This window comes from Bacillus sp. z33, from assembly GCF_058313615.1.
On record NZ_JBZFQN010000005.1, the window covers coordinates 1 to 19,909 of the forward strand.

At 37.3% G+C, this 19,909-nt stretch carries 15 protein-coding genes, 9 tRNA genes, 1 rRNA gene and 1 pseudogene; 23 read left to right on the top strand and 3 right to left on the bottom strand.

Annotated elements, in window-relative coordinates:
- Window positions 1-9 precede the first annotated feature (9 nt).
- The 10 genes from rrf (at window position 10) to AC4G3L_RS15920 (ending at window position 1,047) form a co-directional block, all read left to right on the top strand.
- Window positions 10-126: ribosomal RNA gene (rrf, locus tag AC4G3L_RS15875) — 5S ribosomal RNA — on the top strand.
- An 11-nt stretch (window positions 127-137) separates the two neighbouring features.
- Window positions 138-212, top strand: a tRNA-Asn gene (locus AC4G3L_RS15880).
- 21 nt (window positions 213-233) lie between these two features.
- Window positions 234-306, top strand: a tRNA-Thr gene (locus AC4G3L_RS15885).
- A 34-nt stretch (window positions 307-340) separates the two neighbouring features.
- Window positions 341-415: transfer RNA gene (locus tag AC4G3L_RS15890), tRNA-Glu, on the top strand.
- 9 nt (window positions 416-424) lie between these two features.
- Window positions 425-500 (top strand) — tRNA-Val (locus tag AC4G3L_RS15895).
- 98 nt (window positions 501-598) lie between these two features.
- Window positions 599-671: transfer RNA gene (locus AC4G3L_RS15900), tRNA-Thr, on the top strand.
- 11 nt (window positions 672-682) lie between these two features.
- A tRNA-Tyr gene (locus AC4G3L_RS15905) sits at window positions 683-766 on the top strand.
- A gap of 53 nt (window positions 767-819) precedes the next feature.
- Window positions 820-894, top strand: a tRNA-Gln gene (locus AC4G3L_RS15910).
- A gap of 4 nt (window positions 895-898) precedes the next feature.
- A tRNA-Lys gene (locus tag AC4G3L_RS15915) sits at window positions 899-971 on the top strand.
- 4 nt (window positions 972-975) lie between these two features.
- A tRNA-Gly gene (locus AC4G3L_RS15920) sits at window positions 976-1,047 on the top strand.
- Window positions 1,048-1,600: 553 nt separating this feature from the next.
- Here AC4G3L_RS15920 and AC4G3L_RS15925 read toward each other — a convergent pair.
- On the bottom strand, window positions 1,601-1,753 hold the full coding sequence (locus AC4G3L_RS15925; RefSeq protein WP_491078045.1) for an aspartyl-phosphate phosphatase Spo0E family protein: 153 nt from the start codon (window positions 1,751-1,753) through the stop codon (window positions 1,601-1,603).
- A 171-nt stretch (window positions 1,754-1,924) separates the two neighbouring features.
- Between AC4G3L_RS15925 and sigW the strand changes: the two genes are divergently transcribed.
- The 12 genes from sigW (at window position 1,925) to AC4G3L_RS15985 (ending at window position 15,838) form a co-directional block, all read left to right on the top strand.
- Entirely contained in the window at window positions 1,925-2,497 is a 573-nt protein-coding gene (sigW, locus tag AC4G3L_RS15930; RefSeq protein WP_491077980.1) for an RNA polymerase sigma factor SigW, read from the top strand.
- Window positions 2,498-2,512: 15 nt separating this feature from the next.
- Window positions 2,513-3,115: an anti-sigma factor family protein gene (locus AC4G3L_RS15935; RefSeq protein WP_491077981.1), complete on the top strand. Its 603-nt coding sequence runs from the start codon at window positions 2,513-2,515 to the stop codon at window positions 3,113-3,115.
- A 171-nt stretch (window positions 3,116-3,286) separates the two neighbouring features.
- Window positions 3,287-4,111 carry a diadenylate cyclase CdaA gene (gene cdaA, locus AC4G3L_RS15940; RefSeq protein ID WP_491077982.1) on the top strand — a complete coding sequence of 275 codons (825 nt, stop codon included), beginning with the start codon at window positions 3,287-3,289 and terminating at the stop codon, window positions 4,109-4,111.
- The gene (locus AC4G3L_RS15945; protein ID WP_491077983.1) at window positions 4,104-5,354 is read left to right on the top strand and encodes a CdaR family protein; all 1,251 of its coding nucleotides are present in this window, start codon (window positions 4,104-4,106) and stop codon (window positions 5,352-5,354) included. The genes cdaA and AC4G3L_RS15945 overlap by 8 nt, the downstream gene beginning before the upstream one ends.
- Before the next feature lie 80 nt (window positions 5,355-5,434).
- A complete protein-coding gene (gene glmM, locus AC4G3L_RS15950; protein ID WP_491077984.1) occupies window positions 5,435-6,781 on the top strand; it encodes a phosphoglucosamine mutase in 1,347 nt (448 codons plus the stop codon).
- A 131-nt stretch (window positions 6,782-6,912) separates the two neighbouring features.
- Complete coding sequence (locus AC4G3L_RS15955; RefSeq protein WP_491077985.1) at window positions 6,913-7,119, top strand: hypothetical protein; 207 nt, start codon at window positions 6,913-6,915, stop codon at window positions 7,117-7,119.
- A gap of 80 nt (window positions 7,120-7,199) precedes the next feature.
- Entirely contained in the window at window positions 7,200-9,002 is a 1,803-nt protein-coding gene (glmS, locus tag AC4G3L_RS15960) for a glutamine--fructose-6-phosphate transaminase (isomerizing) (RefSeq protein ID WP_491077986.1), read from the top strand.
- 215 nt (window positions 9,003-9,217) lie between these two features.
- Entirely contained in the window at window positions 9,218-9,955 is a 738-nt protein-coding gene (locus AC4G3L_RS15965; protein WP_491077987.1) for a GntR family transcriptional regulator, read from the top strand.
- A 636-nt stretch (window positions 9,956-10,591) separates the two neighbouring features.
- Complete coding sequence (locus AC4G3L_RS15970; RefSeq protein ID WP_491077988.1) at window positions 10,592-11,956, top strand: MFS transporter; 1,365 nt, start codon at window positions 10,592-10,594, stop codon at window positions 11,954-11,956.
- A gap of 531 nt (window positions 11,957-12,487) precedes the next feature.
- A complete protein-coding gene (locus AC4G3L_RS15975; RefSeq protein ID WP_491077989.1) occupies window positions 12,488-14,161 on the top strand; it encodes an FAD-dependent oxidoreductase in 1,674 nt (557 codons plus the stop codon).
- A 275-nt stretch (window positions 14,162-14,436) separates the two neighbouring features.
- A complete protein-coding gene (locus tag AC4G3L_RS15980; protein WP_491077990.1) occupies window positions 14,437-14,880 on the top strand; it encodes a YrvL family regulatory protein in 444 nt (147 codons plus the stop codon).
- 334 nt (window positions 14,881-15,214) lie between these two features.
- Window positions 15,215-15,838: a DUF305 domain-containing protein gene (locus AC4G3L_RS15985; RefSeq protein ID WP_491077991.1), complete on the top strand. Its 624-nt coding sequence runs from the start codon at window positions 15,215-15,217 to the stop codon at window positions 15,836-15,838.
- Window positions 15,839-15,903: 65 nt separating this feature from the next.
- Here AC4G3L_RS15985 and AC4G3L_RS15990 read toward each other — a convergent pair.
- A pseudogene (locus AC4G3L_RS15990) lies at window positions 15,904-16,026 on the bottom strand (KGG domain-containing protein); the annotation flags it as partial.
- 404 nt (window positions 16,027-16,430) lie between these two features.
- On the opposite strand from AC4G3L_RS15990, the gene AC4G3L_RS15995 reads away from it, so the two are divergent.
- Window positions 16,431-18,155, top strand: a complete 1,725-nt coding sequence (locus AC4G3L_RS15995; protein WP_491077992.1) for an ABC transporter ATP-binding protein — start codon at window positions 16,431-16,433, stop codon at window positions 18,153-18,155.
- Window positions 18,156-18,459: 304 nt separating this feature from the next.
- Here the strand turns inward: AC4G3L_RS15995 and AC4G3L_RS16000 are convergent, their stop codons facing one another.
- The gene (locus tag AC4G3L_RS16000) at window positions 18,460-19,722 is read right to left on the bottom strand and encodes a cation:dicarboxylate symporter family transporter (protein WP_491077993.1); all 1,263 of its coding nucleotides are present in this window, start codon (window positions 19,720-19,722) and stop codon (window positions 18,460-18,462) included.
- Window positions 19,723-19,909 lie beyond the last annotated feature (187 nt).

A 19,909-nucleotide genomic window follows, 5' to 3' on the forward strand; every position in this document is an offset into this window, starting at 1 on the left:
ATCAAATAGTCCGGTAACGATGGCGAAGAGGCCACACCCGTTCCCATTCCGAACACGGAAGTTAAGCTCTTCAGCGCCGATGGTAGTTGGGACGCGAGTCCCTGTGAGAGTAGGACGTTGCCGGGCATTTATATTGTTCCGCAGTAGCTCAGTGGTAGAGCACTCGGCTGTTAACCGAGCGGTCGTAGGTTCGAATCCTACCTGCGGAGCCATTTTTTTGTCCTGTTTAATGTGCTTCCATAGCTCAGCAGGTAGAGCACTTCCATGGTAAGGAAGAGGTCAGCGGTTCGAGCCCGCTTGGAAGCTCTCGAAAGTAGTTATGAATAGACATCTTATGAATGGCCCCTTGGTCAAGCGGTTAAGACACCGCCCTTTCACGGCGGTAACACGGGTTCGAATCCCGTAGGGGTCACCATTACAAGCTGGAGGATTAGCTCAGCTGGGAGAGCATCTGCCTTACAAGCAGAGGGTCGGCGGTTCGATCCCGTCATCCTCCACCATTTCAAACTAAAAACATTACCAAAAAATACATGGTGAAATTATAAATCATATCGGATATACTAATTAAGTATTCAAAAGAATGGTTTAAAAATGTTATGCCGGTGTAGCTCAATTGGTAGAGCAACTGACTTGTAATCAGTAGGTTGGGGGTTCAAGTCCTCTTGCCGGCACTCTTAATTTCGGAGGGGTAGCGAAGTGGCTAAACGCGGCGGACTGTAAATCCGCTCCTTCGGGTTCGGCAGTTCGAATCTGCCCCCCTCCACCATTATTTTAATAAGCTTTGAGTAATGGACAAGATATTGTCCCTTTTTTTCTTTTTGGGCTATAGCCAAGCGGTAAGGCAACGGACTTTGACTCCGTCACGCGTAGGTTCGAATCCTGCTAGCCCAGCCATTTAGAGCCATTAGCTCAGTCGGTAGAGCATCTGACTTTTAATCAGAGGGTCGAAGGTTCGAGTCCTTCATGGCTCATTATGCGGAAGTAGTTCAGTGGTAGAACATCACCTTGCCAAGGTGGGGGTCGCGGGTTCGAATCCCGTCTTCCGCTTCATAATAAAATATAATAAAAAAAACCTTAAATGCTATGCTATTTAAGGTTTTTTTTATTATAAAGACTTATCTTAAACTCAAAAAGATAGAAGCACTTAAAAATATGAAAAAAGGGTTTATGTCATTTAGGTGAAAAGAGTTCAATAGTAATTACACTCTTCTGGCAGTCAGCTTTCGTTTATTAAAACAAGTATTTAAAGTTGTTCTGGAGGGCTTTGGAGACTGAGGCAGAAAATTGAGGTATGATAGAAACATTGAAGGGTTTCAGAAAAACAGAGAATGACTTGTGATTCAGGTGAAGGGTAAATAGGTGGATGCATAAGGAACAAAGGTAAAATGTTTTGGAGAGGAAAGATATGGAGGATAATTGAAACCAACGAGGGCGAAGAAAGTTATCTTATAGATAAGATGAATCCTCTGAATATTCTCCGATCATAGTAAGTTGCGGTAAGGCAATCTATGTTGTAGGAGAGGGGACATAGTCTGGTTTAAACTGTGTATGAATTGATAACAAGCTTTTATAAAGAAAAGCAGCATCCCTACCTACTGGATTACTGCTTTTTATATACGTATCTAGTTTGAGTTTGATAGAGATTAATTAGCGAATCCAGTTCAGTACTTGCTTTTATGACATCAGAGTCAAGCATCGAGGTCGATGAGGCAAGTAGAATCATTCGTTGGCGACATCGTTCTATATCTTTCATAAGTATATGTAGTTCCAAGTCTTCACTCCTATCTGCAAGTGGTTTATTTTACCTTTATTACCCATTTTTATACATATTAAACAAGTGTTGGTTCTAAAAACAAATATTAAATATAATGAAACTTTTCTCAAGGCCAATGCGTATAAATGCTGAGGGCCTCAAATGCGGAGGATGGACAATTTGGAAGGACTTATTAAAGAAAGAATCCAGCAAGTGCTGGGAGGTAAACAACAAGCATATGAGGATATTGTTGAATTTTATAAGGACAGGGTATTTCAATTATGCTATCGCATGCTGGGTGACCGCCATGAAGCAGAGGATGTGGCACAAGAAGCTTTTTTGCGTGCTTATTTGAATATCCAAACATTCCAGATGAACAGAAAGTTCTCCACGTGGTTATACCGAATTGCTACAAATCTATGTATCGATCGAATACGTAAAAAGAAACCGGATTATTATCTCGATGCAGAAGTAGCAGGTACGGAAGGGCTTGATATGTACTCTCAGATTCCTTCAGATACTAAGCTGCCTGAAGAAGAACTGGAGAGCTTAGAGCTTAAGCAAAAAATCCATAATGAGATTCAAAATTTACCTGAAAAATATCGTTCGCCTATAGTATTAAAATATGTAGATGAACTTTCTTTAAAAGAGATAAGTGAAATTCTTAATTTACCTGTAGGAACTGTGAAAACACGAATTCATAGGGGAAGAAATGCACTGAGAAAATCGATGCGATCTATATAAATGAGGTGGATTAAAATGAAACAATGCCCTGAAAACATCGAAGATTATATGCATGATTATCTCGACGATGACATTATTGAAGAGCATGCGAATGTGCTTCTTGGACATATAGCAGAATGTGATGAGTGTATGAACACATTTCATGAGCTCAATAAGACAGTTGCATTCCTGAAAAGCACTCCTATTACTGCACCGAGCGGATTTACTGCGAATGTAATGGGTAATTTGCCGAAGCAATCAAAAGGAGTCATAGTTACAAAATGGCTGCAGAGAAATCCTGTATTAATAGCTGCATCTCTTTTCATCCTTCTGATGGGCAATACCTTATTTTCCTATTGGGGAGAAGATGAAAAGCAATTTTCTGTCTCAAAAGACCCTAATCTGATTGTTGAAGGACAAACTGTGATAGTCCCTGAAGGAAAGATAGTTAAAGGGGATCTAGTAGTTAAGAATGGGGATATAAAAGTAGAAGGAAAAGTTAATGGGGATGTAACTGTTATCAATGGAGATAATTATTTGGCTGGAGCGGGTGAGGTTAATGGAAATATAGAAGAAATTGATCAACTCTTCGAATGGATTTGGTACCATATGAAGAGTACCGTATCAGACGTATTTTAATTTATTGGAATAGACTCAAGCTAGGCTATCTGTTAGGATGGCCTTTTTTTCTATGCAGGAATTCGTACTGAATTCTTAGAGTTTATGGAACAGTATGATATAATAAAGGGGTTATACTAACATAACGGTATATAACCGTTCATGGGAAAGGACATGACTGGAGGAAATGACATGCCGTTTCTAAACAACTTTTCTTTATTGGATTATATTATCAGCATAACCGACATATTTCTTGTTTGGTTTGTTTTTTATAAATTATTACAAATTATTCAAGGTACAAAAGCTGTACAGCTATTACGTGGAATCATCCTGATTGTGTTTGTTCGTTTTGCCAGTGAGATCATTGGATTAAATACATTAAGTTATATAATGGCAAACGTAATGAATTGGGGAGTATTAGCGATTATCATTATCTTTCAGCCTGAATTACGAAGAGCGCTCGAACAATTGGGCAGAGGTCGTTTATTTACCAGGACAAATTTTCAGGAAGAGAATGTACAGGAACGAATGATTGAAGCCATTATTAAATCAACTACTTATATGGCCAAGCGCCGGATTGGTGCCTTGCTTTCTATAGAAAGAGACACAGGCCTAAATGATTATATTGAGACAGGTATACATTTGGATGCCAAAGTATCATCTGAGTTATTAATTAATATTTTTATACCGAATACCCCGTTGCATGATGGGGCTGTTATCATACAAAATGGGACAGTTGCAGCAGCAGCGTGTTATCTGCCATTATCTGAAAGTCCGTTCGTTTCAAAAGAATTGGGAACAAGGCACAGAGCGGCGCTTGGGATAAGCGAAGTCACAGATAGCTTCACTATTGTTGTTTCGGAAGAGACGGGGAGTATATCTTTAACTAAAAACGGAGAGCTTTATCGGAATCTTTCGATAGATGAACTGCAAAATATGCTTGAAAATGAATTGTCTATAAATAATAAAACGACCTCTTCGAATATTTGGAATTGGAGGTCGAGAAAAGATGGATAAACTCACTTCTAATAGTTGGTTTATGAAAATTGGAGCTTTTATTGTCGCCATATTCCTGTTTTTCTCTGTCAATAGAGATCCAGTCAATAATTCTAATAATCCTTTTGATACACCTTCAAGTACAGAAACAGCCACAATTAAAAATGTACCTGTGGAGGTTTACTATGATACGGACAATTTAATTGTCAGTGGGATACCAGAAACTTTGGATATTACGATAGAAGGGCCTAAGAGCCTTGTCATATCAGCTAAAAATAAAATGGATTTTGAAATATATGTAGATTTATCTGATCCTAAAATTGGTTCTCAAAAGGTACCAATCAAGGTGAAGAATTTATCTGATAAAATTAACTATACACTGACTCAGGCCAATGCAACAGCAGTAGTGGAAGAGAAAGTGGTCGAGGAATTTAAAGTGGAAGCTGAATTTGATAAAACACTTTTGGCGGAAGGATACACCGCAGACCCACCGTATGTGAATCCATCAACAGTTAATATAACTGGAGCCAAGAGCCAAATTGATAAAATTGCTATTGTAAAATCAACTGTGAAAGCAGACTCGCATATAACAGATGATATTACAACGGAAGCAACGGTGCAGGCTCTTGACAATAATATGAACTTGTTAGAAGTAAATATTGAACCAAGTACAGTTGATATATCAATTAATGTAAACAGCCCTTCAAAAAAGGTGAGCCTATCTGCTGAAGCTACTGGCTCACCACCTGAAGGCGTTACGATTGAAAGTATAAAGATAGACACAGAAACGGCTACCATCTATGGTGGGGAATCCATTCTTAAGGATATTAAGGAAATAAAGGTACCCGTCGATATAAGCAATATTGATGATGATACTGTGATTGATATACCTGTCAGTTTACCTGATGGAGTAGTTGGGTCTTCTGTCGACACTGTAAAAGTAACGATCAAGATAAAGAAGGAAAATGCTCGAACTATCTCGAATATACCTATTGTAATAAGAGGGTTAGACGAGGAGAAATATAGAGCTGAAATTCTCGATCCTTCAAATGGTATGATAGACTTGGCCATTGAAGGAGATGAATCTAAGATAAAATCCCTGAAATCCAGTGATTTCGATACATTCATTGATATAAAAGAACTGACTGAGGGAAGTCATAATGTAACCTTAGAGGTGAATGCACCGGATAAGGTACATTGGGAACTTCCCAACAACAGTAAGACAGTTAAAGTAGAATTAACAGAAAAAGATTCAGAAGGATAATTAACCTACACTCTTCCGATAGATAATAGGGAAATATAGGCATTAAACAGGAAGAGAATTAGCAGAAGGAGAGATTTTTAATGGGTAAATATTTCGGTACAGATGGTGTGAGGGGTGTAGCTAACAGCGAATTGACACCAGAGCTTGCTTTTAAGCTAGGCCGATTTGGTGGATATGTTTTAACGAGGCATAATGAAAATCGTCCTAAGGTAATAATTGGCCGCGATACGAGAATATCCGGATTTATGCTGGAAAGTGCTTTAGTTGCTGGGCTTCTTTCAATTGGAGCGGAAGTTATGCGTTTGGGCATCATTTCAACACCTGGTGTTGCTTATTTAACAAAAGCTTTAGGCGCAGAAGCGGGTGTTATGATTTCAGCCTCCCACAACCCTGTAGCGGATAATGGCATTAAATTCTTCGGCTCTGATGGGTTTAAGCTATCGGATGATCAGGAAGAAGAAATTGAAGCATTATTGGATATGGAAGAAGATAGACTGCCAAGACCAGTTGGCGAATACATTGGAAGAATTAATGACTACCTTGAAGGTGGGCAGAAATATATTCAATATTTAAAACAAACAGCGGATGAAGATTTTACAAATATTCACGTTGCCCTAGATTGTGCACACGGAGCTACCTCTTCCTTAGCAACACATTTGTTTGCAGACTTGGATGCTGATGTTTCGACAATGGGTGCTTCTCCAAATGGATTGAATATAAATGAAGGTGTCGGTTCGACACATCCGGAAAAGCTGGCTGAATTTGTATTAGAAAAAGGTGCAGATGTAGGTCTGGCATTTGATGGAGATGGAGACCGTTTGATAGCGATTGATGAAAAAGGCAAGATTGTTGATGGAGATCAAATTATGTTCATTTGTGCCAAATACATGAAAGAGCATAACCGCCTTAAGCATAATACGGTTGTTTCAACAGTCATGAGTAATATGGGATTCTATAAAGAATTAGATGTAAATAAAATCTTGAGTGCACAGACTGGTGTTGGAGATCGGTATGTTGTTGAAGAAATGAAAAAAGGTGGATATAACCTAGGCGGTGAGCAATCAGGCCATATTATTTTCCTTGATTACAATACAACAGGAGATGGATTGCTGACAGGAGTTCAGCTCATTAATATAATGAAGTTGACGGGCAAGCCACTTTCCGAACTTGCAGGTGAAATGCAAGTTTACCCACAGAAACTTGTTAATATTCGTGTAACAGATAAGCATCATGTAACAGATAATGAAAAAGTCAAAGAAATTATCGGAAAAGTGGAAGAGGAAATGAGCGGCAATGGACGTATTCTTGTGAGACCTTCGGGTACAGAGCCACTTGTTCGTGTAATGGCCGAGGCACCTACACAGGAGCAATGCGATCAATATGTTGAGCGAATTGCCGATGTTGTAAGGGCAGAAATGGGATTTTGATTAATAATGAATTTATTTATGCATAAGGGGAACGATTCTTCCTCTTGTGCATATTTTATATATGTATAACTGGATATTCGAGATTATATGTATAATTATGTAAATGTTGACGGAATAAGAGTATATGGTGTATGCTGAAAATTGAGTTTGAAATAGCAGGGAGGGTAGATGTTATATTGTTAGTAAAGCGCCAGGACTGGAATGAACCAGTTGACGAGGTGGAGGTTATCGATTTTTCGGCGGATGCCTTCCGGTTGCATGCACAACTGAACCTCTTTTTACTAAATCAGTTTGGTGACAAATTGGACAGAATAAAAAGAGATGCATATATCAACTAAAAATTATTCAGAGATAAGGGGGCAAGAGTGCCCCCGGGCGTTCTTGTTCCCTTCATCTTTTTATAGGAGGATAAACAAGTATGTGTGGAATCGTAGGATATATTGGACATCAAGATGCTAAAGAAATTTTACTAAAAGGCTTAGAAAAGCTTGAATATAGAGGATATGATTCAGCTGGTATTGCTGTTATGAATGAGAACGGTGTACATGTGTTCAAAGAAAAAGGAAGAATAGCGGATCTCCGTGAAGCCGTAGATCCAACTGTACTATCCTCAAAAGGAATTGGGCATACTCGCTGGGCAACTCATGGTGTACCAAGCATAAGAAATGCTCACCCTCACCAAAGTTCGAATGCACGTTTTACAATTGTTCATAACGGTGTAATTGAGAACTATGAGTTATTAAAGAGGGAGTACCTTCAAGATACAGATTTAGTGAGTGATACGGATACTGAGGTAATCGTACAGCTTATCAGCAAATTTGTTGAAGAAGGACTTAATGTAGAGGCAGCTTTTGCTAAAACTTTGAGTCTATTGCATGGTTCTTATGCAATTGGCTTACTGGATGCACAAGATGAAGACATCATTTATGTAGCTAAAAATAAAAGCCCGCTTTTAGTAGGTGTAGGTACTGATTTTAATGTAATCGCAAGTGATGCGATGGCTATGCTGCAAGTTACTGACCAATTTGTTGAACTAATGGATAAAGAGATTGTACTTGTTACGAAAGATCAAATTACCATTAAGCAATTAGACGGTACAGTGATTACGCGTGAACCTTATACAGCAGAGCTGGATGCAAGCGATATTGAAAAAGGAACATACCCACACTATATGCTAAAAGAGATAGATGAGCAGCCTTTAGTGACACGTAAAATCATTCAAGCATACCAGAATGAAGCTGGAGTGCTAGAAATAGACGAATCCATTATTGAAGCAATTAATGAAGCGGATCGTTTGTATATTGTTGCATGCGGAACAAGCTATCATGCCGGCCTTGTTGGAAAACAAATGTTTGAAAAAATGGCTAAAGTACCAGTAGAAGTACATGTAGCTTCTGAATTCGTCTACAATATGCCACTTCTATCTGAAAAACCATTATTCATTTTCATTTCCCAAAGTGGCGAAACAGCAGATAGCCGTGCCGTACTTGTTGAAGTGAAAGAAATGGGCTATAAAGCTTTAACGATTACTAATGTACCTGGCTCCACTTTATCCCGTGAAGCTGACTTCACGTTGTTGTTACATGCAGGTCCTGAAATTGCTGTTGCATCTACTAAAGCTTACACAGCACAAATGGCTGTATTAACAATCCTGGCGGCTGTTGTAGCGAAAGCAAAAAATCAATTAGCAGATTTTGATGTTGTAAAAGAACTGGGAATCGTAGCGAATGCAATGGAAGCTCTATGTGATGACAAAGATAAATTCGAAATGATTGCACGTGAATATCTTGCTGTTACACGTAATTGTTTCTTTATCGGACGTTCTGTCGATTATTTCGTTGGCCTTGAGGGTGCGTTGAAGCTGAAAGAAATTTCCTATATTCAAGCGGAAGGCTTTGCCGGTGGTGAACTTAAACACGGTACAATTGCCTTGATTGAAGAAGGAACACCTGTTATTGCTTTGGCAACACAGGAAGCTGTAAACCTAAGCATCCGCGGTAACGTAAAAGAAGTCGTAGCACGTGGCGCTAACCCATGCATCATCTCCATGAAAGGACTTAACCAAGAAGGAGACGCATACGTACTTCCAGAAGTTAACCCAATGTTAACACCTCTTATCTCTGTAATACCTTTACAACTTATTGCTTACTATGCATCCCTTCACCGTGGCTGTGATGTGGATAAACCTCGTAATCTAGCAAAATCGGTTACGGTTGAGTAAGGGATAATCCCTAATCTAATAAAAAAACCTATTGCGGATAAGTTACTCCGCAATAGGTTTTTTTTATTTTTATTTTAATTCACACCAAGATATTTACTTTTTATTTTTAAAGCGCATTCATTTACATGCTATAATAATAATAGTAATTGTACATAATCTCAGAGACAGATCATATAAATTTTGTTTTTAATACTAAAATACAGGTGTGTGAAGGTATGGGAATGAAACTTTCGGATATACCAAAGAAGAAGAAACCTTTGTATATGGCAGTATATGATAAACTTTTTAAACGAATAATGGATGGCACGTTTTCGACTGAAAGTAAATTGCCCACTGAACCTGAATTAGCCAGAATGCTGGGTGTAAGCAGAATGACATTGAGACAGGCGTTAGCGTTGTTACAGGATGATGGTTTAGTCAGCACTGTTCATGGAAAAGGAAACTTTATTACAAAGGGTTCCAATATAAAGAATAGAGGTCTAGAAAAAATCGGAAATCCTATATATAAATGTCATACCGAAACAATTGACGAAGTAGAATTGTATTTTAGTTTAGATTTAGAAAGTGAATATACTCAGCAGGTATTAAAAAGAAAAGTTGCAGCGGTTGTTGCTTTTGATCGCTGGTATAAACGAAAGGGAGAAGTAGTTGCTTATTCTTTTACATTTATGGCAATCGATGTGGTTTCTGAATTGAATTTGGATCTGAAGAATGAACAGCAATTGTTAGAAATGCTAGAAAGAAAAGTATATAAATTGGCAAATTCGGCTACAGTCGAAATTAGACATTCAAACTTTATGAATGTACCTTCATCTAAATACACACTGGATGGTGGAGAACAATGCGACTTATTACTAGAAAGTGTCTATATAAATGAGCAATATCCTATTGTTTATAACAAATACTATATTCCTAAAGAGTTTAGTTCAATAAATATAAACGCTACAAAATAATATATAAATATTAAACGAGAAGGATGAATCTATCACAAAGATTCATCCTTTTTATATGTGAATGATGTGCTAGTATGAAAGATTTGCAATAGATCGGCTATCTTCAAGTAGTATACGGATTATCAATAGTAAAAACACCTTTTTTAAAGAAGATTTATTGATATGAAATATATATAATATACATCTATCTAGACAACTATATAAAGTTGTTTGAAAAATAAGCAATTTAATCCTCTCCACTCATTGACAGAGCATTAATTAACGTGCTATGTTAAAAATATCCTGTGATACAACTTTTTGGACAACTATAAATAAGTTGTTTGTTAGATGGTTTCCTTAATACAAGAAAGCGATTGCAGGGTTGGTATTGATTTTTTATTTAGGAGCGAATGAGGGTGAGCACACAAATACATCAAGAAAAATCGTATATTAAACCAAACGGAGTAGAAACTACAGAAACATTGCTTTTGCCTGGAGTTCTTTGCGAGCATTAATATAAGCAATCTATTAATTTATCTATACTCGTGAAATGATTCACTTATAAACTTACTATTTTATTCTTCGCAACAACTGAATAAGAGAAATATTGCAATCAAGAGAGCATTAACAATTTAATGAAAGAAAGTGAACTGACAAATGGTTACAATTAATGAAAATTCGCCGGAAGCCAATTATAATCGTGTAAAAAAGGCTGTACCTGCTATTCTATTCTTCTTTGTTTTTGCGTTAATTATTGATAATTCTTTTAAATTAATTTCCGTTGAGATTGCAAACGATCTCGGTATTTCAGCATCAACTGTCAGTTGGCAAGCCACGCTTGCAGGACTGGTTATTGGAATAGGAGCGGTTGTTTACGCATCTTTAGCCGATTCTATCAATATAAGGACACTTATAATTGCGGGGATTATCCTAACATGCGTCGGTTCTATATTAGGTTTCGTTTTTCAAGATTCATTTATGATGATTTTAATTTCAAGAGTGATTCAAGCATCTGGTTTAGCAGCTGCTGAAACATTATATGTCATCTTCGTCATGAAGCATTTGCATAAAAAAGATCAGAAGCTATTTTTAGGTTTAAGTACAAGTAGCTATTCTTTATCCCTTGTCATTGGTTCAGTAACGGGTGGATATATATCTACCTATCTTGATTGGACCATTTTGTTTATCATTCCGTTGTTATCGCTTTTGATTCTCCCTTTTATTATGAAATATCTGCCGAAAGAAGAGTCAAAAAAGAGCTCCATTGATGTGATTGGATTAATACTGATTGCAGCAATTGCCACAAGCATCATGTTGTACATGTCTAACTTTAATTGGATCTTTATTATCCTCTTTATCATTGCGTTAGGGTTGTTCATAGCGTATATCCAAAGAAGCTCTAAGGCTTTAATAAGTATTTCGTTTTTCAAAAATAAGAGATTCGTAAATACACTCGGAATTGCATTTATTGTTTATTCCATTCAATTAGGATATATTTTTATGTTCCCATTCCTGATACAAGATTTATATGGATATGAACTGGATAAGGTTTCTCTATTGTTAATTCCCGGCTATATTATTGCTGTTATAGTTGGTGCTCTTTCTGGGAAAATTAGTACATTTTTATCAAGCAAAATGACTATTTCGATAGCTATCCTTTGCATTGCGCTTAGTCTAGTCCTACCAGGCTTATTTGTGGAAAGTTCCGTAATCATTTTCGTTATTTCCATGATTTTATTCTCTGGATCATTTGCATTGATGTATGCTCCATTACTAGATACATGTATTGGTACGATTGCAACTGAAAAAACAGGAACAGCAATTGGTTTTTATAATCTGATTATAAATGTATCTGCCTCTATTGGTGTTAGTTATACTGCAGCAATGATGGATTCACTATCATATAGTACGATCTTATTCGTTCTATCTATTCTCACATTATTTGCATTTGTAGCGTACTGGTTATTCGTAGAGCGTCTGGATAAAGCAGTGCATGCAGTTAAATTGGGAGAAACAGAATAATTATCATATTTATATAGATAAGTTAAGCGTACAAGATAAAGTGCCTTTTGTTTTAGGAAGTAAAAGTAAATAGTAAAATAGCAAAAGCGCTTCCTGCAGGAGGCGCTTTTACTAATCAGGCAGCAATTGTTAATGAAGCACATTGGGTAATTCCGGGAGGATAGAGAATCCGGTGATATGGCTGCTACTGCTGCTCAGCTGCCAGGATTATTGGAGAGACCGTCATTCAGGCTGTGGTAGATTATTTAGATGATAAAGAAATTAAAAAATTATATCAGAGCGCTCAAGTTTATAAAAGAATGATAGATATTGTGATTAGTGTTAACGCATCAAAGTTATGGTTCGGAATACTCAGGCTGTCGACAAGGTCGGCAGCTTTTTTGTATGTAAAGACAAAAAGAAGGTTCTACTAGAATGGTGTTGCCGTATGTTATAGCATATGGCAAAAGAAATATATATTAAAAAGACGGACTTTTATAGCTGTTTCTTTCATATAAATATAGCACACTAGACAAGATCGGAGGATTGATAATGAATTGGAATGAAGAGTATGACGTTATCGTAGTAGGCAGTGGCGCAGGAGGATTGGTAGCAGCGATTACATCTGCACATGGTGGTCTTCGTACAGCCATCATTGAGAAAGGGTCTGTATGGGGTGGTTCATCGGCTTTATCTGGCGGAGGGTTGTGGATTCCGAATAACCATGTTTCAAAAAATGCCGGCTTACAGGATAGTGAGGAAGAAGCACTTACTTATATGCAAGAAATAATAGAGGACACTGGTCCAGCATCTACGTATGAGCGAAAAGTAGCCTATGTAAAAAATGGCCACAGAATGGTAAAGTTTCTGGAGGATTTAGGGATGAAGTGGGTAGCGGGTTCTTTGTATCCAGATTATTATCCCGAAAAACCCGGTGGGAAAATAGGTCGCTCTATTGAGGCTGAAATTGTTGACGCTAGGCTTTTAGGCGAAAATGAAGCGACCTTGCGGGTTGGTGAACTTGAAGCTCCAATGCCCCTCTATTCCGGCAAAGTAGCCTCTTTACCCAAGGCTTTTACAAATGCAAAAGATTTTAACACGGTTGTCGGTATGTTCTTGAATGGATTTAAGCATAAGATCAAAGGTGAACATGCTATATCTATTGGAGGAGGATTGGTTAGTCGTCTACTAATGCTTACAAAGAATTATCATATTCCACTAATGTTATCAACGCCTTTAAAAGATTTAATTATGGAGGATGATAATATTATAGGAATTGAGGCTGAAAAAGAGGGACAGCCGTATTTCATTAAATGTCAGGCAGTGATATTGGCGGGGGGAGGATTTGAACGAAACTTGGAGTTGCGAAAAAAATATCATCACATAGGTACAGACTGGACAGCTGCAAGTCCGGATAACACAGGAGATATGCTGTTAATTGCAGAAAAGCATAATATAGATACTGCTTTATTGGATGATGCCTGGTGGGGACCAACGACGATTGACGCGAGCGGTGCCCGGAAATTCCTTGTTTATGAACGATCAATGCCCCACAGTATAATTGTGGACCAAACAGGAGAGCGTTATTTTAACGAGTCGCAATCCTATACGGATGCAGGTCATGCCATTTTGGAGAGGCAAGAAAAGAATGGTAAAGCCATACACTCATGGCTCATTATGGAGAGTCGGAATCGCAATAAGTATTTGTTTGGTGACATGCTTCCGAGAAGGACACCTAATAGCGCAATCGAAAGCGGTTTCTTAATAAAAGCGAATTCCATTGAAGAATTGGCGGAGAAATGCAAAATTGATATAGGTGGTTTAAAAAATACAGTTTCCAGGTTTAATCAATTTACAGATATAGGGTTGGATGAAGATTTTGGCCGCGGAAACTCTGCGTATGATAATTATTACGGTGATCCCACTTATAAAAATCCTAACTTGGGTGCAATTGAAAAACCTCCATTTTACGCCTGTAAAATTTATCCTGGTGACTTAGGCACAAAGGGAGGTATTGTAGCTAATGAATATGCTCAAGCCCTTCGCAATGGAGCGCCGATAGAAGGTTTGTATGCAACAGGTAATTGTTCAGCATCTGTAATGGGGCGTGTATACCCTGGTCCAGGTTCCACATTAGGTCCTACTACCGTATTTGGATATATATCAGCTAATCATATAAAAGAAAGACTTCTACAAACAACTGCAAAAACCTCAGACCTATTATAATAATCATAATCTTTTAAAAGATGAAATCTAAATGACAAATTCTGATGTTAATCATCTATTGTTCAATTTTATTCTATAGTCATCTACACTCCTAACTAAGACTTAACGGCATGTACAAAGTTATAAAGACCGTCCTTTACTGTATAGAGGATGGTCTTTTCTTATGCAGATATTTACTGTCTTCCAATATATTCATATAATTCCTATTCATCTAACTTATTGAAGCTTATAATAGAGTCATTCATATTAGTTTTTTGAAAGTGGGAATATCATTCATGAGTTCAAATGATGAAAAGCCGTTTCGAGAGATGGGAATTAAGGAAAAAGTTGCGAATATTGCTGGTATATTACTTATCATTTTCTTGCCCCTATCGTTTGTGTTGGGAGTTACTTACTTTGGATTCGCAGGTTTTTTCAGTCTATTTGGGGGAGAGTATGACTCTCGAACTGCACTCCTCATTTTTGTGGTGTTTCTATTTTTGCTTGGCTTGGTGCTAGACCCACTTTCAATGGTGCTTGTTAAATTATCAAAAAACTATATAACTGGTCCCTATCAATTATTTGCAGTAAAGTTTTTGTTTAACTGCATATTTAACTGGTTGACTATTTATACGGTAGATGAATTTATGGACAGTATTACCGTTCCTTTTACAGTTGAAATCATTGTGGTTTTATTTATGTTCTTTCTTGAAGAGGCTTTAGAGAAGAAGGGAACATAAGGTGAAAAAACAAGAATTTCCGTTGGTTCTCTGAGAGAAGACTCCGCCATTTTTGCATAGAAAAGGTTTAGAATCTTATAGACAACTTAGATGTATTGTTAGTCTGCTTAATTCTATGAATGAGGAGGAGAGAGCATGCTTCAGGTTAATCACAACGAGTTATCAGGATATAAAGTGAAGAGCATTCAATATTGTACCATCAGTACAAATGAAAAATCAGAATTCTGTTAAGGGAAACAAGGAGATATATATCATTTTTGTGAATAAAATGCATAGGAATCATGCCTTTTTTACATAATAAGAGAAATAACAACTCAACTCAGGAGGATTCTTTATGAGAAAAAGAAGTATGGCAGTATTACTGATATTCCTATGTACGTTTAGTTCGCAGGTTCATGCGGTAATGGGTGCTAAGGAGAAGACCTATTATGATAATTATAGAAGTATTTTGCAGGTGATGAAGGAAGGGATGTCAATGGCACCCCAAACAGGAGATCCAACGCTTGCTTTCTTATATGAAGCGATCCCCCACCATGAAGCTGCCGTTTCCATGTCAGAGAATTTATTAAAATATGATGGTACCAATGATGAGGTGAAGAAGTTGGCAGATTCCATTATTAAGGATCAATTAAATGGAATAAGCAAAATGGAAGAGTTGAAGAACAAACTGAAAGCCAATCCAATCGTTAATAAGCAGGCAGATGCCGCGTATTTGCAGGCTTACAATAAGATTTATAATGCGATGATCAAAAAGTTGGAGCGCGCCAAACTAACAGGAAATATCAATAGAGACTACCTAACTGAAATGCTCACGCATCATGAAGCTGGTATTCAAATGGGTGAAAACATCCTAAAATATACTCAAAATCCTGAATTAAGAACAATTGTACAAAATGAGATTGCTACACAACAACGACAAGTTACAGAAATGAATAATCTTTTAAAAACCATTAAATAAGCATGAAAAAGAAGGTGACGTGAATCAAATCACGTCACCTTCTTGAATTCTAAGCATAGCTATTAATTGTTATTCCGTGCTTCTCCGCCCTTTTTGCCTATTTCACGGTAGAATTCTTTATTGTGGTTAGCAGAAGTAGCTCATCCGCCTTTACGTCCTGCTTCTTCTCTAGACATTTTGTCTGCCATACTAAAACTCCTTTGTGTTTGAGTGATGTTTCTTGGTTATACTCTGTATATTTCCAGCGGGAGTGTAGAAAGGCCACTAAATCCAGGCTTTAATTTAACTGTAACTAGTTTGTAAAAGGAAGAATTACTACACTAATTAAGCGAGAATAAATCAGATTTAAGATTGACTTAATCATTTAAAATAAAGTTCAAAAAAATCTATTCATATATATTCTTTCACGTTTCAAACTTGAATTTTGGTTACAGTTCTTTTAAAAAGAGTTTAAAGATTGATTGTTTGTTAAGAGTGATTTTTATGCATAGTATGGCTATTTATTTTCCTGTATTATACAGAAAGTGCATTTAATTTATTGAGATATTGATATAATGGATAATTGAGAATAGAAAAGAGAGGAACAAGTAGGATGCTGGGGAAATTTTTTTCATATTATAAACCGCATAAGCGGCTATTTTTGATTGACTTTATTAGTGCCATCGTAGTTGCATTACTAGAATTGGCTTTCCCAATGGCAGTACAGTGGTTTATTGATGAATTGTTACCAACAGGAAATTGGAGCATGGTTGTTACGGTCAGTATTTTATTATTGGCGGTTTATGTATTGAGTACATTCCTGCAATTTATTGTGAACTATTTGGGTCATAAACTTGGTATAAATATTGAGACAGACATGAGACAAGAGCTCTTTAATCATGTCCAGCGACAATCATTTCGATTCTTTGATAACACGAAAACCGGCCATATTATGAGCCGTGTGACAAATGACTTATTTGATATTGGTGAATTTGCCCACCATGGACCCGAGGATTTCTTCATTGCGATTATGACCTTCTTCGGAGCCTTTGCCATCATGTTTAATATAAATCCAACCTTAGCGATTGTGGCTGTCATTATGATTCCGTTTTTAATATGGTTAGTGACCTTCAGTAATATGAAGATGAACATTGCTTGGAAAAATATGTACGGCCGTATTGCTGATGTCAATGCCCGAGTAGAAGACAGTGTAGCCGGGGTACGTGTTGTTCAATCTTTTACGAATGAAGCGTATGAAATGGCTCGTTTTGAGCTGAATAATGGGTTATTTCGATCTGCTAAGCTTGTGGCATACAAGGTGATGTCGTGGACACATTCTTCTATTTTTATGATGACAAGGATTCTAACCTTATTGGTTCTTATAGTGGGAGCCTGGCTCAGCTTTAATGGAACGCTGTCTTATGGAGAACTGGTTAGTTTTGTTCTATATACAAATGTTCTAATTAAGCCAATTGATAAAATCAGTGCATTACTAGAACTTTATCCAAAGGGAATGGCAGGCTTTAAACGTTTTCGGGAGCTTATTGAACAGGAACCAGATATACAGGATAAAGAAAATGCAATAGTGGTATCTGACTTGAAAGGAAATATATCCTTCAATCAGGTTGATTTTAGCTATGATGAATCAAAGCCGGTTTTAAAGGGTGTTTCTCTCCATTTAAAGGCAGGGGAGACAACAGCATTTGTCGGTCCATCCGGAGCCGGAAAAACCACGATTTGTTCACTCATTCCACGCTTTTATGATGTGGACGCTGGTTCCATTGAAATAGATGGAATAGATATTAGGGAGATGACAACCGAGTCACTTCGTAAACATATCGGGATCGTGCAACAAGATGTCTTTTTATTTACAGGGACCATACGTGAGAATATTGCTTATGGAAAGCTCGATGCTTCATTTGATGAAATCAAGGAAGCGGCTCGCAAAGCTCATTTGGAAAAAATGATTGAACAGCTGCCGGAGGGATATAATACACAGATCGGTGAGCGGGGATTGAAGCTATCAGGAGGGCAGAAGCAAAGACTTGCCATTGCCCGTATGTTTTTGAAAAATCCACCGATTCTCATTTTAGATGAGGCGACATCTGCCTTAGATACGGAAACAGAAAGTATCATTCAGCAATCGTTAAATGAACTGGCTGCAAACCGTACGACGTTAGTAATCGCTCATCGCTTAGCGACCATTCGTAATGCCGACCGCCTGATTGTGGTGACTGAAGAGGGCATAGCAGAGGATGGGTCTTACACAGAATTACTGAATCAAAATGGGATATTTGCAAACCTGCATCGAATACAATTTGGAAAAGAGACAGTTTAATATATCCTTAAATAAAACAGGTAGTGGAATGAACAGAATCTTCAATTGATGGATTTTTTCAATTGAATAAAGTTCAGACTGCTACCTGTTTTAGTTTTTTACTTATTTACTTCCTGCATTCAGGAGATTGCAGAGGTAGGGTACATTCGCAATCTTATGTAGGATCCAACTTCCTAATGTAGATGAGGCCGCTAATTGGGGAGTAAAAACTTCCATAGGTCTTTTATAAAAAAATAGTTTAAGCGTGCAAAAAAGCCTGGTTGACGTTAATCAATCCAGGCTTTTCCTGTGAATTCTAATTTTATTAGATTACATCCTGCTTTAGCTCAGAAGGAGGGTTAAATGCTTTTTCTGATTTAGAGATAACAACCGATGCGAGAGCATTACCCAGTACATTTACAACAGTTCTGCCCATATCGAGGATACGGTCGATACCAGCGATAAATGCTAACCCTTCAACTGGGATACCTACTGTGCCAAGTGTAGCTAATAAGACGACGAAGGAAACTCCCGGTACACCGGCTATTCCTTTAGATGTAATCATGAGAACAAGCATTAGAGTAATTTGATCCATTGCTGATAAATCGATGTTGTACATCTGGGCAATAAACAAAGCTGCCAAGGCTTGGTATAAGGTGGATCCATCTAGGTTAAAGGAATAACCCGTTGGTATGACGAAGGTGGAGATATGTTTTGGACAACCTTCTTTTTCCATTTTATCCATAATTCTTGGTAAAACTGCTTCAGAACTAGCGGTAGAGAAAGCAAGAATAAGTTCTGCTTTTAATACTTTGAACAAGCGGAAGATACTATATCCGACTGCTTTGGCAATCAATCCTAAAACGACAACGACAAAGAAAGCCATTGTTCCAAATACGGTAATAACTAACTTTCCTAATGGAATAAGAGATTCTAATCCAAATTTGGAAATCGTTACACCGATTAATCCAAATACACCAATCGGTGCAAATTTCATAATGAGGTTAGTTATATAAAACATAATTTGTGCAACGCCGTCAAAAAAGTTATAAACAGGCTTTGCTCTATCACCGACTGCTGCAACACCTAGTCCGAAAAGGACAGAGAAGAAGATAATAGCAAGCATATCAGTTGTCACAAATGCTTCGAATGGGTTGGCTGGAACAATATGAACGATCATATCAATAATAGATTGGTCTTCCTTGGCTTCAGCAGACCCAACATAGCTGGATATATCTGTTTTCTCCAAATTTTCCATGTTTACGCCTTTACCGGGTTGAAAAATATTAGCGGATAACAGACCTACTATAATGGCAATCATGGTTACACAGACAAAGTATAATAGCGATTTACCACCAAGTTTTCCGACTGCTTTTATGTCTCCAACGCCTGCTATAGCAACTATAATACTGGAGATGATGATAGGTACGACAATCATTTTAATTAAATTGAGGAATATATCTCCGAGAGGCTGCAAGTACGTTTGTGCAGTTATGTTCTGATAAAAAATAGCACCAACAATAATTCCTAATACTAATCCGATTAAAATTTGAGTAGCTAATGAAAATTTAAGTTTAGAAGTTTTCATATTCTAGCTCCCTTCTTTTGATGTTTTTTAGGATATAAACTGCTTCAGGTTAAATCTTGCTTTCTATCTATCTTCGAAGAGGAGAGTTAAGATAATGAATAGAAGTTGAGAGCAAGAAAAATAGGTAACTAGTTAAGAAGTCTAACTAAGTTTCTATAAACAGAATTAACAAAACAATAGAGGTACC

Bases quoted from the DNA above. Each gene is read 5' to 3' on its own strand.
- AC4G3L_RS15925 (WP_491078045.1), bottom strand. From the start codon at position 1,753: ATGAAAGATATAGAACGATGTCGCCAACGAATGATTCTACTTGCCTCA.
- sigW (WP_491077980.1), top strand. From the start codon at position 1,925: ATGGACAATTTGGAAGGACTTATTAAAGAAAGAATCCAGCAAGTGCTG.
- AC4G3L_RS15935 (WP_491077981.1), top strand. From the start codon at position 2,513: ATGAAACAATGCCCTGAAAACATCGAAGATTATATGCATGATTATCTC.
- cdaA (WP_491077982.1), top strand. From the start codon at position 3,287: ATGCCGTTTCTAAACAACTTTTCTTTATTGGATTATATTATCAGCATA.
- AC4G3L_RS15945 (WP_491077983.1), top strand. From the start codon at position 4,104: ATGGATAAACTCACTTCTAATAGTTGGTTTATGAAAATTGGAGCTTTT.
- glmM (WP_491077984.1), top strand. From the start codon at position 5,435: ATGGGTAAATATTTCGGTACAGATGGTGTGAGGGGTGTAGCTAACAGC.
- AC4G3L_RS15955 (WP_491077985.1), top strand. From the start codon at position 6,913: ATGCTGAAAATTGAGTTTGAAATAGCAGGGAGGGTAGATGTTATATTG.
- glmS (WP_491077986.1), top strand. From the start codon at position 7,200: ATGTGTGGAATCGTAGGATATATTGGACATCAAGATGCTAAAGAAATT.
- AC4G3L_RS15965 (WP_491077987.1), top strand. From the start codon at position 9,218: ATGGGAATGAAACTTTCGGATATACCAAAGAAGAAGAAACCTTTGTAT.
- AC4G3L_RS15970 (WP_491077988.1), top strand. From the start codon at position 10,592: ATGGTTACAATTAATGAAAATTCGCCGGAAGCCAATTATAATCGTGTA.
- AC4G3L_RS15975 (WP_491077989.1), top strand. From the start codon at position 12,488: ATGAATTGGAATGAAGAGTATGACGTTATCGTAGTAGGCAGTGGCGCA.
- AC4G3L_RS15980 (WP_491077990.1), top strand. From the start codon at position 14,437: ATGAGTTCAAATGATGAAAAGCCGTTTCGAGAGATGGGAATTAAGGAA.
- AC4G3L_RS15985 (WP_491077991.1), top strand. From the start codon at position 15,215: ATGAGAAAAAGAAGTATGGCAGTATTACTGATATTCCTATGTACGTTT.
- AC4G3L_RS15995 (WP_491077992.1), top strand. From the start codon at position 16,431: ATGCTGGGGAAATTTTTTTCATATTATAAACCGCATAAGCGGCTATTT.
- AC4G3L_RS16000 (WP_491077993.1), bottom strand. From the start codon at position 19,722: ATGAAAACTTCTAAACTTAAATTTTCATTAGCTACTCAAATTTTAATC.